The organism is Seohaeicola nanhaiensis, from assembly GCF_042654245.1.
GTDB lineage: Bacteria > Pseudomonadota > Alphaproteobacteria > Rhodobacterales > Rhodobacteraceae > Seohaeicola_A > Seohaeicola_A nanhaiensis.
This window is the reverse complement of the sequence record NZ_JBHSGI010000004.1, coordinates 23,875-39,162: the sequence shown is the minus strand read 5'-3', so window position 1 is coordinate 39,162 and position 15,288 is coordinate 23,875. Positions and strand designations below refer to the sequence as shown.

Annotated in this window: 18 protein-coding genes; 9 read left to right on the top strand and 9 right to left on the bottom strand. The window is 67.0% G+C overall.

The window, feature by feature from the left end; all coding sequences use genetic code 11:
• Positions 1-5 precede the first annotated feature (5 nt).
• On the bottom strand, positions 6-473 hold the full coding sequence (locus ACFO5X_RS06555) for a YbaK/EbsC family protein (protein ID WP_380716476.1): 468 nt from the start codon (positions 471-473) through the stop codon (positions 6-8).
• Positions 474-555: 82 nt separating this feature from the next.
• Here ACFO5X_RS06555 and ACFO5X_RS06550 point away from each other — a divergent pair, with 82 nt between their 5' ends.
• From ACFO5X_RS06550 to ACFO5X_RS06535, 4 genes are read left to right on the top strand one after another with little or no spacing between them, the layout of a single operon-like run.
• On the top strand, positions 556-3,339 hold the full coding sequence (locus ACFO5X_RS06550; RefSeq protein ID WP_380716475.1) for a [protein-PII] uridylyltransferase family protein: 2,784 nt from the start codon (positions 556-558) through the stop codon (positions 3,337-3,339).
• Positions 3,336-3,617: a hypothetical protein gene (locus ACFO5X_RS06545; RefSeq protein ID WP_380716474.1), complete on the top strand. Its 282-nt coding sequence runs from the start codon at positions 3,336-3,338 to the stop codon at positions 3,615-3,617. The genes ACFO5X_RS06550 and ACFO5X_RS06545 overlap by 4 nt, the downstream gene beginning before the upstream one ends.
• A 55-nt stretch (positions 3,618-3,672) precedes the next feature.
• The gene (locus ACFO5X_RS06540) at positions 3,673-4,881 is read left to right on the top strand and encodes an RSP_2647 family RNA methyltransferase (protein WP_380716473.1); all 1,209 of its coding nucleotides are present in this window, start codon (positions 3,673-3,675) and stop codon (positions 4,879-4,881) included.
• Complete coding sequence (locus ACFO5X_RS06535) at positions 4,878-5,417, top strand: RSP_2648 family PIN domain-containing protein (RefSeq protein WP_380716472.1); 540 nt, start codon at positions 4,878-4,880, stop codon at positions 5,415-5,417. Before ACFO5X_RS06540 ends, ACFO5X_RS06535 begins: the two co-directional genes overlap by 4 nt.
• Here ACFO5X_RS06535 and ACFO5X_RS06530 read toward each other — a convergent pair.
• Both ACFO5X_RS06530 and ACFO5X_RS06525 read right to left on the bottom strand, forming a co-directional pair.
• The gene (locus tag ACFO5X_RS06530; protein WP_380716470.1) at positions 5,414-6,106 is read right to left on the bottom strand and encodes a M48 family metalloprotease; all 693 of its coding nucleotides are present in this window, start codon (positions 6,104-6,106) and stop codon (positions 5,414-5,416) included. The two genes, ACFO5X_RS06535 and ACFO5X_RS06530, sit on opposite strands and share 4 nt — an antisense overlap.
• A gap of 39 nt (positions 6,107-6,145) precedes the next feature.
• Positions 6,146-7,300 carry a cytochrome P450 gene (locus ACFO5X_RS06525; protein ID WP_380716469.1) on the bottom strand — a complete coding sequence of 385 codons (1,155 nt, stop codon included), beginning with the start codon at positions 7,298-7,300 and terminating at the stop codon, positions 6,146-6,148.
• A gap of 111 nt (positions 7,301-7,411) precedes the next feature.
• Here ACFO5X_RS06525 and ACFO5X_RS06520 point away from each other — a divergent pair, with 111 nt between their 5' ends.
• Positions 7,412-7,903: a MarR family winged helix-turn-helix transcriptional regulator gene (locus ACFO5X_RS06520; protein ID WP_380716468.1), complete on the top strand. Its 492-nt coding sequence runs from the start codon at positions 7,412-7,414 to the stop codon at positions 7,901-7,903.
• Here ACFO5X_RS06520 and ACFO5X_RS06515 read toward each other — a convergent pair.
• Positions 7,900-8,256 (bottom strand): HesB/IscA family protein, encoded by a 357-nt coding sequence (locus ACFO5X_RS06515; protein WP_380716467.1) that lies wholly within the window; start codon positions 8,254-8,256, stop codon positions 7,900-7,902. The two genes, ACFO5X_RS06520 and ACFO5X_RS06515, sit on opposite strands and share 4 nt — an antisense overlap.
• 76 nt (positions 8,257-8,332) lie before the next feature.
• Positions 8,333-8,695 carry an SUF system Fe-S cluster assembly protein gene (locus ACFO5X_RS06510; RefSeq protein WP_380716466.1) on the bottom strand — a complete coding sequence of 121 codons (363 nt, stop codon included), beginning with the start codon at positions 8,693-8,695 and terminating at the stop codon, positions 8,333-8,335.
• A gap of 307 nt (positions 8,696-9,002) precedes the next feature.
• On the opposite strand from ACFO5X_RS06510, the gene ACFO5X_RS06505 reads away from it, so the two are divergent.
• Positions 9,003-9,470, top strand: coding sequence for a hypothetical protein (locus tag ACFO5X_RS06505; protein WP_380716465.1), 468 nt, complete (start codon positions 9,003-9,005; stop codon positions 9,468-9,470).
• Positions 9,471-9,529: 59 nt separating this feature from the next.
• Here the strand turns inward: ACFO5X_RS06505 and ACFO5X_RS06500 are convergent, their stop codons facing one another.
• On the bottom strand, positions 9,530-9,796 hold the full coding sequence (locus ACFO5X_RS06500) for an NfeD family protein (protein ID WP_380716464.1): 267 nt from the start codon (positions 9,794-9,796) through the stop codon (positions 9,530-9,532).
• The gene (locus ACFO5X_RS06495; RefSeq protein WP_380716463.1) at positions 9,796-10,686 is read right to left on the bottom strand and encodes an SPFH domain-containing protein; all 891 of its coding nucleotides are present in this window, start codon (positions 10,684-10,686) and stop codon (positions 9,796-9,798) included. Before ACFO5X_RS06495 ends, ACFO5X_RS06500 begins: the two co-directional genes overlap by 1 nt.
• Before the next feature lie 212 nt (positions 10,687-10,898).
• Between ACFO5X_RS06495 and ACFO5X_RS06490 the strand changes: the two genes are divergently transcribed.
• The 3 genes from ACFO5X_RS06490 to ACFO5X_RS06480 all read left to right on the top strand — a co-directional run bounded on the left by ACFO5X_RS06490 (position 10,899) and on the right by ACFO5X_RS06480 (position 13,373).
• On the top strand, positions 10,899-11,381 hold the full coding sequence (locus tag ACFO5X_RS06490) for a YciE/YciF ferroxidase family protein (RefSeq protein ID WP_380716462.1): 483 nt from the start codon (positions 10,899-10,901) through the stop codon (positions 11,379-11,381).
• 43 nt (positions 11,382-11,424) lie between these two features.
• On the top strand, positions 11,425-12,555 hold the full coding sequence (tgt, locus tag ACFO5X_RS06485) for a tRNA guanosine(34) transglycosylase Tgt (RefSeq protein WP_380716461.1): 1,131 nt from the start codon (positions 11,425-11,427) through the stop codon (positions 12,553-12,555).
• 101 nt (positions 12,556-12,656) lie between these two features.
• A complete protein-coding gene (locus ACFO5X_RS06480) occupies positions 12,657-13,373 on the top strand; it encodes a DUF1444 domain-containing protein (protein ID WP_380716460.1) in 717 nt (238 codons plus the stop codon).
• A gap of 11 nt (positions 13,374-13,384) precedes the next feature.
• Here ACFO5X_RS06480 and ACFO5X_RS06475 read toward each other — a convergent pair whose 3' ends face one another.
• A complete protein-coding gene (locus ACFO5X_RS06475; RefSeq protein ID WP_380716459.1) occupies positions 13,385-13,549 on the bottom strand; it encodes a hypothetical protein in 165 nt (54 codons plus the stop codon).
• 106 nt (positions 13,550-13,655) lie between these two features.
• On the bottom strand, positions 13,656-15,044 hold the full coding sequence (locus tag ACFO5X_RS06470; RefSeq protein WP_380716458.1) for a VPLPA-CTERM sorting domain-containing protein: 1,389 nt from the start codon (positions 15,042-15,044) through the stop codon (positions 13,656-13,658).
• Positions 15,045-15,288 lie beyond the last annotated feature (244 nt).

The window sequence follows — 15,288 nt, the reverse complement described above, 5'->3', positions numbered from 1 at the left end:
CGCGGTCAGGCCGTGAAGTCGGCCAGTTCCGCGCCGGAGGCCGCGCGCAGCTGCTCGGCGGTGGCCGAGAAGACGTGATGCGGGGTGCCGGCCGCGGCCCAGACCAGCGGGAACTCGGTCAGGCGCGGGTCGAGAAAGGCGCGGATGGGCGAAAGATGCCCGACCGGGGCCACCCCGCCGATGGCAAAGCCGGTCTGTTCGCGCACCAGCGCGGCATCGGCCTTCCCCAGCGGTTCGCCGGCCACAAGGGCCGCCTTGGCCGGATCGACCTGATTGCCGCCGGCGGTCAGGAACAGCACCGCCCGGCCGCTGGTTTCGCCGCGGAAAATGATCGACTTGGCGATCTGGTCGACCTCGCAGCCGACCGCGGCCGCCGCATCGGCGGCGGTGCGCGCCAGCGCGGTCTCGCGGATTTCTGCAGGGATGCCGGCGGTGTCCAGCGCGGCCTTCACACGTTTCATGCTCTTGCTCATGGCGCGCAGTCTTGCGGTCTTTGGGCGACAAGATCAAGCGGGTGCGATTGACCATTTCCGCGCGCCGCAGCAGGGTGGCGCCATGTCGAACCGCCTTGTCATCTCCCGCCTGCCGCGCCCCTTCCAGACCGACCTCGGAGACGAGGCGCTTGCCGCCGTGCCGGGGCTGAACCGCGATCATGCCGACCTGCTGCGCGGCACCGCCGGGTCGAGCCCCTATCTGAAGAGCCTGATCGAGGCCGAGGCCGACTGGCTGCCCGGAGCGCTGGACGATCCCGATGCGGCGCTGGCGGCGATCATGGGTGCGCTGCCCGAGATCCCGCGCGACCGGCTGAGCGGCGATCTGCGGCAGGCCAAGCGACGGGTGGCGCTGATTCTGGCGCTGGCCGATCTGGCGGGAGCCTGGCCGCTGGAGAAGGTGACCGGCGCGCTGTCGGATTTCGCGGCGGCGGCCTGCGAGGCGGCGCTGCGGGCCGAGATCGCGGCGCTGGTTCGGCGGGGCAAGCTGCCGGGGCAGGGCGAGGGCGACGTGGCAACCGCCGCCGGGATGGTCGTGCTGGCGATGGGCAAGATGGGCGCGGGCGAGCTGAACTATTCGTCCGACATCGACCTGATCTGCCTGTTCGACGAGACCCGCTATGGCGCCGACGATTTCCACGAGGCGCGGCAGGCGATGGTGAAGGCGACCCGCGCCTTTACCGCGACGCTGGGCGACCGGACGGCCGAGGGCTATGTCTTTCGCACCGACCTGCGGCTGCGCCCCGATCCTTCGGTGACGCCGGTCTGCCTGTCGATCGGGGCGGCCGAGAGCTATTACGAGAGCCTGGGGCGGACCTGGGAGCGCGCGGCCTATATCAAGGCGCGGCCCTGTGCCGGCGATATCGCGGCGGGCGAAAGGTTCATCGCATCGCTGCGGCCCTTCATCTGGCGGCGGCATCTGGATTTCGCGGCGATCCAGGACGCCCATGACATGCGTCTGCGCATCCGCGAGAGCAAGCGCCTGGGCGGGCCTCTCACCGTCATGGGGCATGACATGAAGCTGGGGCGCGGGGGCATCCGCGAGATCGAGTTCTTTACCCAGACACGGCAGCTGATCGCGGGCGGGCGGGATGAGAGCCTGCGGGTGCGCGGCACGGTCGAGGGGCTGGCGGCGCTGGCCGCCAAGGGCTGGGTTCCGCCGGAAGTGGCCCAGCAACTGACCGGGCATTATCGCGCACATCGCGAGGTCGAACACCGGATTCAGATGCTGCACGATGCGCAGACCCACAAGCTGCCCACCAGCGAGGAAGAGTTCGAGCGGCTGGCCTGCCTGATGGGCAGCGATATCCGCAGCGTGGGGGCCGAGGTCGTGCGGCGGCTGACGGAAGTGCATGCGCTGACCGAGGATTTCTTCGCGCCCGACGCGCGGCGTCAGGTGGATATTCCCGAGGCCTTCGACACCTCGATCTGCAAGCGCTGGCCGACCTATGCGGCCCTGCGCTCGCAGCGGGCGCGGCAGATCTTCGACCGGCTGCGCCCCGAGATGCTGGCGCGGCTGTCGCGCACGTCGAAGCCGGACGAGGCGCTGATCGCGCTGGACGGGTTCCTGCAGGGGCTGCCGGCGGGGGTGCAGCTGTTCTCGCTGTTCGAGGCGAACGCGCAGCTGATCGACCTGCTGGTCGATATCGTCGGAACCTCGCCGGCGCTGGCGGGGTATCTGTCGCGCAATTCCGGCGTTTTCGATGCTGTGATCGCCGGGGATTTCTTTGCCGTCTGGCCGGGGCGCGATGCGCTGACGCGCGAGCTGGGCGATCAGCTGGCGCGGGAAGAGGATTACGAGACCCAGCTGGACGGCGCGCGGCGCTGGATGAAAGAATGGCATTTCCGCATCGGCGTTCACCTGCTGCGCGGGCTGATCGACGGCAATGAGGCCGGGCGGCAGTATGCCGATCTGGCCGATGCGGTGATCGCCACGGTCTTCCCGGTGGTGCAGAAGCAGTTCGCGGCGAAACATGGTGCGCCGCCGGGCCGGGGCGCGGCGGTGCTGGGTATGGGATCGCTGGGCGCGCGGCGGCTGAACACCGAGAGCGATCTGGACCTCATCGTGATCTACGATCCGGGCGAGGTCGAGTCCTCGGACGGGCCGCGCCCGTTGGCCACGCGGCCCTATTACGCGCGGCTGACCCAGGCGCTGATCACCGCGCTGACCGCGCCGATGGCGCAGGGGCGGCTTTACGAGGTGGACATGCGGCTGCGCCCCTCGGGCACGCAGGGGCCGGTGGCGACCAGCTGGGCCAGTTTCCGCGACTATCAGCAGACCAGCGCCTGGGTCTGGGAGCATCTGGCCCTGACCCGCGCGCGGGTGGTGGCCGGAGGCGCCGAGGGGCTGGCGGCGGATATCGAGGCGTTCCGGCGCGAGCTGCTGTCGCAGCCGCGCGACCGGGACCACGTGCTGAAGGAGGTGCGCGACATGCGGGCACGGATCGCCGAGGCCAAGAGCCCGCGCGGGCTGTGGGATATCAAGACCGGGCCGGGGCGGTTGCAGGATATCGAGCTGGTGGCGCAGGCGGGCGCGCTGCTGTCGGGCACACCCGAGCGCGACGTGCTGGCGGGGCTGGCCGGCGGGATCAACTGCGGCTGGCTCCCGCCGGCCGATGGCGACGCGCTGGCGGGGCATTACCGGCTGTTCTGGCAGGTGCAGACCGCGCGGCGGCTGCTGTCGGAGGACCCGGCGGAGGACACGAAGCTGGGCGAGGGCGGGCGCGATTTCCTGTGCCGCAGCGCGGGGTTCGAGTCGATCGAGGTGCTGCGCGGCGCGCTGGCGGACGGCTATGGCGACGCCGCCGAGCGCATCGACCGCGTCTTGGGTGAGGAGACGGAGCAATGACCGGCGATCGGTTGCAGTCGGACGATCCGAAGAACCTGGTGCGCGAGGCCTATCGGATCGAGGGGATAACCGAACCGGAATGCCGGAGCATCTTCCTTGACTGGGCGCTGAGCCTGCCGCAGGGCGCGGATGTGGCCGGGGCGCTGAACCGGTTGCTGGACCATTACGCCGGGGAGGCCGGGCATCCGATGACTTCGGTCCTGCGCGCGGGGCTGGAGAGCGCGGGGCCGCCGCGGCGGCGGGGCGGCTGGCGCAGCCGGCCGCGCGGAACGAGCTGAGCGGCGCACCATTCCCGGCCTTTCGCAGCGCTGTCAGAGCCAGTATGAGAGCGCCATGACATCCCCTTCCGCCGTCTTTGAGCGCCCGCGCGTCCGCATGAAACCGAAATCCGACGCCCGGGCGATCCGGCGCGGGTTTCCCTGGGTCTATGCCAATGACATCGTGACCGACCGGCGCACCCGGGCGCTGATGCCCGGCGCGCTGGCGGTGCTGGAGGACGAGAACCGCACGCCTCTGGGGCTGGTGGCGGTGAACCCGGAGTCGAAGATCCTCTGCCGGATGCTGGACCGCGACCCCGAGGCGGCGATCGACCGCGACTGGTTCGCGGCGCGGCTGGCGCGCGCGCTGGAGATGCGGTCGCGGCTGTTCGATGCGCCCTTCTACCGGCTGGTCCATGCCGAGGCGGACGGGCTGCCCGGGGTGGTGATCGACCGGTTCGGCGATGTCTGCGTGATCCAGCCGAACGCGGCCTGGGCCGAGGCGCATCTGGATGACCTCGCCGCCGCGCTGGCCGAGGTGACGGGCGCGCGCTGCATCCTCAAGAACGCCGGCGGGCGGACGCGGGCGCTGGAGGGGCTGGACGATGTGTCGGGCGTGCTGCTGGGCAGCGCGCCCGAGGCGCCGGTGCCGGTGCCGATGAACGGCGCGACCTATATGGCCGACTTGACCGGCGGGCAGAAGACCGGGCTGTATTTCGACCAGCGCGACAACCACGCCTTTGCGGCCCGGCTTGCCAAGGGCGCGCGGGTGCTGGACGTGTTCAGCCATGTGGGCGGGTTTGCCCTGGCCGCGCTGGCCGCGGGCGCCGAGAGTGCGCTGGCGGTGGATGGATCTGCCCCGGCGCTGGCGCTGGCCGAGGCGGGGGCAGAGGCCACCGGGGTCGCGGGCAAATTCGCGATCCGGCAGGGCGATGCCTTCGAGGTGCTGGCGGCGCTGGCGGAGGAGAACGCCCGGTTCGATCTGGTGATCTGCGACCCGCCGGCCTTTGCGCCGTCGAAGGCGGCGCTGGACGCGGGGCTGCGCGCCTACGAGCGGATCGCGCGGCTGGCCGCGCCGCTGGTGGCCGAGGGCGGCTATCTCGGGCTGTGTTCCTGCTCGCACGCCGCCGATATCGCGCGGTTCCGCGAGGCAAGCCTGCGCGGCATCGGCCGGGCCGGGCGGTGGCCGCAGCTGCTGCACACCGGCTTTGCCGGGGCGGATCATCCGCAACTGCCGCAGCTGGCGGAGAGCGGGTATCTCAAGGCCGTGTTCTTCCGGCTGTGAAGGTCCTGCTGGATACCTGCGTGCTGTATCCCACGGTGATGCGCGAGGTGCTGCTGGGCGCGGCGCGGATCGGGCATTTCACCCCCCTCTGGTCGGCGCGCATCCTCGAGGAGTGGGCGCGGGCGGCCCGCAAGCTGGGGCCGGGGGGCGAGGCGCAGGCGCGGGCCGAGATCGCCGTGGTGCGCAGCCAGTGGCCGGACGCCGAGGTGCCACCGGCGCCGGGGGTCGAGGCGCGGCTGTGGCTGCCGGATCCGGCGGATGTACATGTGCTGGCCGCCGCCGTGGCGGGCCATGCGGATGTGATCGTGACGCTGAACGCCGTGGACTTTCCGCGCAACGTGCTGGCCGAGGAAGGGCTGTCGCGCGCCGATCCGGATGCCTTCCTGTTCGGATTCTGGCAGGCCGATCCCGAGGGGATGCGGGGCGTGGCGCAGGCAGTGCTGGACGAGGCGCGCCGCCTGTCGGGGGAGCCCTGGGAGATGCGCGCGCTGATGAAGAAGGCGCGGCTGCCGCGCCTTGGCAAGGCGCTGGCCTAGGTTTCGAGCCGGTCCCAGCGGCGTTCCAGCGTTTCCAGCGCGGCGATCCGCTCTTCCACCTTGGGGTGGCTCATCAGCCAGGCGGGCGCCATGCCAGCATTGCTCTGGGTCAGCGCCTCGAGCTTGCGGAACAGCGATTTCTGCGGGGCGATGCCGATGCCGGCCTTGGTGAGAAGGGCGGCGGCATAGGCGTCGGCCTCGTATTCGTCCTGCCGGCTGAGACGGGCGGCGAGCAGGGAGGTCAGCATGTTGGCGATCCAGATGCCGATGCCGGGCAGGAAGCGCCCCAAGATCATGATCAGAACGGTACGCAGGGCGTTCTGACCGGAAAAGTCGATCATCCGCCGCCGCGTGTGGCCGAGCGCGACATGGCCCAGTTCGTGGGCGATCACGCCAGCCAGTTCCTCGCCGCTGACCTCGCCGCTCAGGAATTTCTGGTAGAAGCCCCGGGTGATGAAGATCCGCCCGTCGGGCGCGGCCAAGCCGTTCACGGGGGCGATTTCGTAGATGAAGACCTTGACGCGGGGCAGGTCGAGACTGGCGGCCAGCCGGTCGGTCAGTGCGCGCAGGCGCGGGTCGGCCAGTTCGGTCGACTTCGCGTCGAGTTCCTTGTGGGTGCGCCAGACAGAGAGACGATACCAGACATAGGCATAAAGGACGGCCAGCAGGATCGGGACGACGCGAAGCATAGGACCGATATGGCGCGGGCAAGGCCCTGGGGCAAGGGGTCAGCCGTCCCAGCGCACCGGGACCGAGACCGGACCGCGGAAGGCCCAGCCGGTAAAGCGCACCTCGCCATCGAGCCTCAGGCCCGGCAGGCGGTCGAAGATCATCGGCAGCGCCACATCGGCGATCATGCAGCGCGAGGCGGCGGCCCCGGCGCAGAAATGCGGGCCCGCGCCAAAGCTGATGGCGGGCTGGGTGTCGCGGGTGATGTCGAAGCGGTCCGGCTCGGCGAAATGCGCCTCGTCCCGGCAGGCCGAGGCGAACATGAGGAACACCCGGTCTTCGGGTTCGAAGGTGACGCCGTTCACCGTGTCGCGCTGTGCCACCCGGCGCGGCGACATTCCGATGGGCGACTGCCAGCGGGCGTATTCGCTGAAGGCGTCGTGCCAGCTGCGCTCTCCTTTCAGGATCATCTCCAGTTGCTGCGGATGCGAAAGCAGCGCCCAGATGGTGCCGGCGATGGCGTCACGGGGTTCATTCTGCCCGCCGGAGATGATCAATTTGATATTGGCGCGCACGGAGGTCTCGTTCATCCCGCCCGCGATCATCACCGCCAGCGCCGAGCGCGGCGGCGGGTCGGACCACATGCCCGAGATATGATCGTCGATGGATTGGGTGGCGCTGTTGCAACGGGCCTCGATCTCGGGGTTTCCGGCATAATTGGCGCAGCCGTCGATCATCGCCTGGCTCACGTGATCCATATGCGCGGTGGCCATGTTGGTCAGCCCGGTGATCGCCTTCAGCGCCTCGGCCGAGACCGGCATGGCGTAATCGGTGACCAGATCGCAGGCCCCGGTCGGCGCGAGACGGTCGAGGATTTCGGCGGTCTTGGCCGCGAAGATCGCGCGCCAGTGGTCCTGCACGGTGCGCGGGCTGACGGCGGGAAACAGGATTTTGCGTTCGTTCTGATGGGCTTCGCCGTCCTTGCGCATCATGTTCTCGCCCATCAGCCGGGTCATGAGACCCTGCGGCTGGAGCGAGGAAAACACCTGCACGCGTTTCTCTTCGCGGTGCACGTCGTCGCGCCGGGTGATCAGGGTGGCGCCCAGTTCCGGGACGAAGGCAATGGGTGTTTCGGCCCGCATCTTCTGCAGCGCCGGATAGGGATCGGCGGTGAAGGCGGCAAGGTCGATATGGGCGACGGGGGCATCGGACATGGCGCGGGTTCCTCCCAGACTCGGGCGTGTCGTTGTCATGACAACGCCGGAACTGTTGTCATGTCAACGGCGAAGTGATCTACTTTGGAAAAGACCCACGGAGGCATGGACTTGCACAAGACGGACGACCTGGAGTTTCTGGTAACGGTGGGCGAGACGGGCGCGCAGACGCTGAGTTTCGACCGCTCGCCGACCGTGCTGCTGACCTTCGCGGCGAACCGGTTCACCCGGGCGGCGGCGCGGTTCTATCAGGACCGCTACGGGATCGGCGCGATGGACTGGCGGATGCTGGTGATGCTGACCCGCGAACCGGGGAGCAGTGTGAGCCATGCGGGGCGCACCATCGGGATCGACAAGGGGGCGGTGAGCCGCAGTCTGAAGCGGCTGGAAACGAAGGGACTGGCGGCGCCGGCCGGGGGGAACCGCAGCGACTGGGTGCTGACTCCCGAAGGGCAGGCGCTGCACGCCGAGATCCTGGAGGTGGCACTGGAGCGGCAGCGCAAGTTGTTGAAAGGGTTGAGCAAATCAGACGTGGAGACGCTGACGCGCTGCCTTGGTCAATTTCTTGTTAACCTGAGCGATATGGACCCGCCGCAGGGTTAACGGGCGACCTCGTTGAACTTGATCGACTCGCCGCAGCCGCAGGCCTCGGCCACGTTGGGGTTGTTGAAGCGAAAGCCCGATTCGAGCAGGCCGGTCGCATAGTCGATCTCGGTCCCGAAGAGGAACATCTGAGCCATCGGCGCGATCATCACGCGGGCGCCGTCCTGTTCGACGACCTCGTCCATGGGATCGACCGAATCCACATATTCCATGGTGTATTCCATGCCGGCGCAGCCGCCCTTCTTGACGCCGATGCGCAGGCCGGAGTGGCCGCCCCTGGTCATCAGTTTCGCGATCTGGGCGGTGGCGGCCGGGGTCATGGTGACGGCCTGCTTGCCGGGAATGGAAAACATCTGCTTTCTCCTTCGCTCACAAGGTAGGTGAGAAATGCATCTATTTCAAGGCGCTACCGGGCACCGTCCGGTGCGTTCACATGAAGCCGAGTTCGAGGCGGGCCTCGTCGCTCATCATCTCCATCCCCCAGGGCGGTTCCCAGGTCAGCTTGACGTCGACCTGCTTGACCCCGGCGATGGGTTCGATCGCCTCGGCCACCCAGCCGGGCATCTCGCCGGCCACCGGGCAGCCCGGCGCGGTCAGGGACATCACCACGGTCACTTCGTTTTCCGGTGTGATATCAATGGTGTAGACAAGGCCCAGCTCGTAGATGTTGACCGGGATTTCCGGGTCGTAGACCGTGCGGCACGCATCCACGACCTGATCGTAGAGCGGGTGATCGACGGTCGAGGGCGCAATCAGCGGCGCGCCTTCCAACGGTTCCGGTTGATGGGTCATCTGGGCCTCGGGCTCGGTTTCCTGAGGGATTATATAGGGAATGGGAGGGGTGGCGTAAAGTGGGGCCGGGGGTGCGCAGGTGCAGCGACACCGAGGGGGTGATTGCCGTGCACAGGGCGTGCACGAGGTGTGCACCAACGCAGTGCGGCGTGGTCCTGATTCCCTTAGGTTTGTTGCGAACTAGCTGTGCATACGGCACTCAAGGACTATTGATATTCTGAAGAAATCAGCGATTATAATAGAGCTGAATGCTATATCTTGTGTCTGCCCCGCCTTTGTCTTTTATGAGATCATTAAAAATAGCAACTTGGCTTATCCGAATGAACTTCCGACGACGCAATATCACTCTGATCGAGGTCTATTCTTGATGGATTTCGGGGGCGTTGGTGAAGTTTTAAACCAGGTGGGTCGCTGGCTTTCAGATAATCGCGAGTGGCTTTTTAGTGGTATCGGGATTTTTGTTGCTTCAGGGTTTTTTGCACTTTGGAAACACCTCTTAGGCAAGCGAGCTTCAAAAGCAAACAAAAAGGGAGCCACGCAATCTACTGAGCAAGTGTCCAATGAAATAAGGCCTTATCATCTTATCAAGCCGACTCACCATGATTTCATGATGCACGATGATTTATATCGTCAGCTGCATGAAAAGAACGTTAAGTCGAAGCTACAAGTGGCATTCAAAAGTTATAGACGTAGGAAGAGTAGCGGCTACGGATTGTTGTTTGTATATCTTATTTTGATAACTTTCTTAGTAAAGTTTGTTCTTTCCTTATTTTGATGTTCATCGATCAGAAGGCGAACGGGACAAAATGCTCGTAGGGGCGTGACCTTCCCCCCTCAGTCATTGATATCCGTCGTGAACCGCTTCACCTGGCCCCGCGGCAGCATGAACACTCGGCGCAGGACCAGCCAGGCGATCAGCGACAGACCGGCGAAGATGAAGAGCAGGACGGGCAGGCTGAGCGCCACGCCGACCAGCAGGAGCAGCGCGATGCCGAGCGCGCCGATGGCGAAGCCCAGCAGGACGAAGCCGGGGAGGAGCATTTCGAGGATGGCCAGCACCAGCGCGCCGCCCATCCAGATCCACCAGATCGTCCAGAGCATCAGCCGCGCCCCTTCAGCATCTTGAAGGCGTCGCCGAAGGCCTCGATCATGTTGGCGGGCAGGATGATGGTCTGTTTGCCGTCGCCCTTGCCGAGGGCGTTCAGCGCCTCGACCTGTTTCAGGGCGACCTGATATTGCGCGGCCTCGATGCCGTTGCGGGCGATGGCCTCGGCGACGACGCCGGTGGCATAGGCCTCGGCGTCGGCCTGGATGCGGCGGGCCTCGGCGATCTGCTTGGAGGCGTAGAGTTCGGCGTCGGCCGCCAGCTCCACCGCGCGTTTCTGGCCCTCGGCGCGGGTGACCTGGGCACGGCGTTCGCGTTCGGCGTTCAGCTGTTGCAGCATGGCGTCGCGGGTGGCCTGGTCGAGATTGACGTCGAGAATCTCGGCCCGGGTGACCTGGATGCCCCAGTCGTCCACGGCGTCCTCGACGCTGGTCTTGATGGTGTTGATGAGCTGGGCGCGGTTCGACTGCACCTCGTCCAGATCCATCTTGCCGATCTCGGCGCGCACGATGCCGGCGACGGTGGTGGCGATGGCGGCGTCCACGTCGCGGATGCGGTAGACGGTCTTTTCGGGTTCGATGATGCGGTAGAAGACCGAGGTGTCGACCTGCACCAGCACGTTGTCCTTGGTGATCGCGTCCTGGCTGGCAGTGGGCAGCTGGCGTTCGAGCACCGAGATCTTGTGCGCGATGTTGTCGAGCAGGGGCACGACGAAGTTGATGCCGGGCGCGAGCACCGAATGCAGCCGGCCGAAGCGTTCGACCACGTGTTTCTCGGACTGCGGCACGATGCGCACGCCCTTGACGATGATGATGATCAGGACGACGGCGGCGAGAACATAGATGATGTTGCCGGTCAGCAGGTTGATAACTTCGTCTTCGCCCATGGGTATATGTCCTTGCCGGAAAAGGCCCGAAATGCGGTGTTGAATGCAAGTCACTTCCTGCCACACCCCGCGCCTGGAGGCGACAGAATTTCGCGCGGGTCGCGGGAAAAGTGTCGGCCCCGGGCCGGGCGGGAACCGGCGGGCGTGGCGGTTGTTGATGATCTGGCGACAATCGGGCGGTGTGCCCGGTTTGCCTTCTCTGGGAGAGTGAAATGAAAGATCTGCAAGCGCTGTTCAAGCATTTCGTGAAGGACATCTATTACGCCGAGAAGCAGGTTCTGAAGACCCTGCCGAAGATGGCGCGCAAGGCCACGTCGGAGGATCTGCGCGAGGCCTTCGAGCATCACCGCGAGGAGACCGAGCAGCAGGTCGAGAACCTGGAGAAGGTGTTCGACCTTCTGGGGCTGAAGCCGCGCGGTGTGACCTGCGAGGCGATCGAGGGCATCCTCGAGGAAGGCAAGGAGATCATGGAGGAGACCGAGGAAGGTGCGACGCGCGACGCCGGCATGATCGCCGCGGCGCAGGGGGTCGAGCATTACGAGATCACCCGCTATGGCACCCTGGTGGCCTGGGCCAAGTCGCTGGGGATGACCGAGGCGGCGCAGTTGCTGCAGGCGAACCTGGATCAGGAGAAGGCGGCGGACAAGAAGCTGTCTTCGCTGGCGGCGGCCTCGCTGAACCGGAAAGCTGCCTGAGCGGCGATTGAAGCGCGCCTGAAAAGCGCGTAAGGCGGCGCCCATGAGCGCCGCCTTTTCCTTTGCCCTGACCGCCACCGATGGCGCCGCCCGCAGCGGTGTCATCTCCACCCCGCGCGGAGAGATCCGCACGCCCGCCTTCATGCCGGTGGGCACGGCCGCGACGGTGAAGGCGATGATGCCCGAGAGCGTGCGCGCGACCGGGGCGGATATCCTGCTGGGCAATACCTATCACCTGATGCTGCGCCCGACGGCCGAACGGATCGCGCGGCTGGGCGGGCTGCACCGGTTCATGAACTGGGAGCGGCCGATCCTGACGGATTCGGGCGGGTTCCAGGTGATGAGCCTGGCGGAGCTGAGGAAGCTGACCGAGGAGGGGGTGACCTTCCGCAGTCATATCGACGGGTCACGTCATCGCCTGACGCCGGAGCGGTCGATGGAGATCCAGAAGCTGCTGGGGTCGGACATCGTGATGTGTTTCGACGAGTGCCCCGCCTTGCCTGCGGACGACAAGCGGGTGGCGGAGTCGATGCGGTTGTCGATGCGGTGGGCGGCGCGGTCGAAGGAGGCCTTTGGCGACCGGCCGGGCCATGCGCTGTTCGGGATCCAGCAGGGCGGCGTCACGCAGGAGTTGCGGGCCGAGAGCGCCGAGGCGCTGAGGGCCATCGGGTTCGACGGCTATGCCATCGGCGGGCTGGCCGTGGGCGAGGGGCAGGAGGCGATGTTCGGCGTGCTGGACTATGCGCCGGGGATGCTGCCGGAGGACAAGCCGCGCTACTTGATGGGCGTGGGCAAGCCCGACGACATCGTGGGCGCGGTGGCGCGGGGGGTGGACATGATGGACTGCGTGCTGCCGTCCCGCTCGGGGCGGACGGGGCAGGCCTTCACGCGGCGCGGCACGGTCAACATCAAGAACGCGCGCCATGCCAACGATCCGCGCCCGCTGGACGAGGACTGCACGTGTCCGGCCTGCCGCAACTATTCGCGCGCCTATCTGCACCATGTGTTCCGGGCGCAGGAGATCATCAGCTCGATGTTGCTGACCTGGCACAACCTGCATTACTTTCAGGAGATCATGGGCGGCATGCGGGCGGCCATCGCCGAGGGGCGGTTCGCGGCCTGGCAGGCGGCGTTTCACGCCGGGCGGGCCGAGGGAGACATCGAGCCGTTTTAGGCAGGGAGGGTGCCATGAGGGTTTTGCAGCGGTTTGTGGCAGTCTGTCTCCTGGTGGTGAGCGCGAGTGCCGCGCCGGGGGAGACGCCGAGGCCGGAGAGCATGGCGGATACGTTGCGGATCATGGCCGAGGCATTCGCGCCCTTTGGCGCGGTGCGCCTGGACGAGGCGGCCGAGGCGATCGTGGTGACGCGAGAGGGTCAGGAGGAAACGGTTTTCTTTGCACAGAACCTGCACGGCATGTTGCAGCGCGCGGAAACCGGCGCCGAGCGGGACCAGATACTGGATGACTTCCTGGCCGGTTACAGCGAGTCGCATGACGCCCGGCGGGACAATCTGATGATTGCGGTTCGGCACAGGGACTATGCAGCTTTCGTGCCGACCCCGGCGCCGGTCTGGGCGCTGGCGGGCGATCTGGTGGTATTCGTGATGGTCGATAACGCGCGCTCGCTTGCGGTCGCTTCGGACGAAGCGCTGGCGGAGCTGAACCTGACGGAAGATCAGGCCTATGATCTTGGCGCGGCGCATCTTGCGCGAATGGCCGTGGAGGCCGGGCAGGAAGGGGAGGACATCCTCATGCTGACCCTTCCCGACGCGTCCTATGTGTCGAGCCTGATGGCCTTGCCGTCGTTCTGGGTGCCGTATCAGATCCGGTTCAGCCGCGTTGTCGTCTCGCCGCTCGCGCGGGATGTGCTGCTGGTGGTCGATGGCGCTCGGCCCGAGATGGTGGCGGAGCTGCGCGCGTTGGGAGAGAGGCACTGGGACCGGATGGATTACCCGCTGACCCGCAATCTGTTCGTCCTTGGCCCCGACGGCTAGTCGGTCCTGAACTAGCGGGCAGGGCCGCCATTCAGCGTGTCGGCGCCGTCGCCGCCGTAGACGGTGGCGTAGGTCCGGTAGGTATCTCCGGCGACGTCATAGACAATATCGAGTGTATTGTCGCGCAGGGTGATCGTGTCGTCGCCGCCGGTCAGATACGAGCGGGGTCCTCTCACAGTCGTTGCCTGGTGAATGTCAGGTGACTTTAGGGAAAGGACCCCCGGCCGGCTGTGAAACAGCTCACGGTCGGGGCCGCGCGGTGTGGCGCGGCCCCGGGGGGTGTCAGGCGCGGCGGCGCAGGAGGGCGAGGGCGCCCATGCCGGCCAGCAGCAGCGGCAGGCCGGCCGGGAGCGGCACCGGGCTGGTGGCGGCGGCGATGTCCTGCGTGCTGTAGCGGGTGCCGCCGAAGTCCCAGACCTCGAAGCTGCGGAAGGCGCCCGAGACCGCGCGGGTGCCGTCCGAGAGCGCGAGGGTGACGAGATCGCCGGCGATGTCGAAGCTGAGCAGATCGGTCAGCGCGAAGCCGTCGAAGAGGGCGATGTCGGTGCCGAGGCCGCCGTCGATCACGTCGCTGGCGGCAGAGCCGGTGAAGAGCGCGTCGATGCTGACCGTGTCATCGCCCGCGCCGAAGCGAACGCCGCCGTTGATGATGCTGCCGGCGAGCAGTTTCAGCGCGCTGTCGCCCTGCACCGGGGCGAGGCGGATGGCATAGTCGCCACGGCCCGTGAGGGTGCCGCTGTTCTCGATCACGACCGAGTTGGTGGCGGCATCGTCGGCGCCGATGGCGCTGGGGCCTTCGATCAGCCCGGCGTTGCGGATGGTGACGGTGGTGTTCTGGCGGTTCAGGTTGACGCCGTCCTCGTAGACGTTGTCGATGTCGATGCCGCTGTTGTCGGCGTCATCGGCGGCGAGCGACCTGATGATCCCGGTGGCGGTGTTCTCGACCAGGCCCTCGTCCAGGTCGATGCCGTCGTCGGTGCCGCGGATGGTGCCCGCGTTCAGGACCGAGCCGCCGGCGAACTGCACGCCGTCCTCGTCCAGCACGGTTTCGTCATAGAGGCGGATGGTGCCGTAGTTTTCGAGACGGAAGCCGCCGCGCGCCTCGACCACTTCCTCGCCGCCGATCAGGGTGCCGTGGTTGATGACGGTGGTGTCCTGGGCGCGCAGCTGGAGGGCGCGGCCCTCGGTGGCGCGGATGGTGCCGTGGTTCTCGACATAGGTGGTGGTCACGTTCTCTTCGGCGCGGATGCCCTGGCGGCGGCTTTCGATGGTGGCGCCGGCGGCATTGGTGACCGAGAGGTTGCTGCCCGAGAGCATGGCGATGCCGCGATCGCCGCTGGCGATCTGGCCGGTGTTGGTGACGGTGAGGCCGTTGGCGGTGCCGGTGATGGCATAGCCGCTGCTGGCGGTCTGCTCGATCAGGCCGTCGTTGGCGACGGTGGCGGCGTTGCCGGTCATGGCGACGGGGGTGGCGTTCTTGTTCGAACTGACGACCGAGGCGCCGGATTGCACGGTGACGGTGACGTTATCGGCGGCCGAGGCGACCGGATCGCTGTTGAGCGCGGCGCAGGTGACGTTGCCGCCGAGGTCGAGCGCGCAGGTGGCCGCAAGGGCCGGAGCGGCGGCGCAGAGCGCGACGGCGGTGGTGGAGAGCAGGGAAAGGCGGCGCATGGTGTCCTCTTCTTCGGTTCGATTGGGCCGGTCGTGCGGCGTGGGCCGCCGACTCAGGGCGGGTGGCAAAGGCCTGGGGGACTGATGGAGGGCGCATGTGACAGCCGTGTGAAATGATGCCGGAACGCGGTCGAATGGCCCGGAAACACCCGTATTGCGCGAAGATCTGCGAACTAAGGAGACTTGCAGGCAGTTTTGACCGGGTTACGCCGGATCTGACCTTGTTCTCGGGCGCGGCGGGATC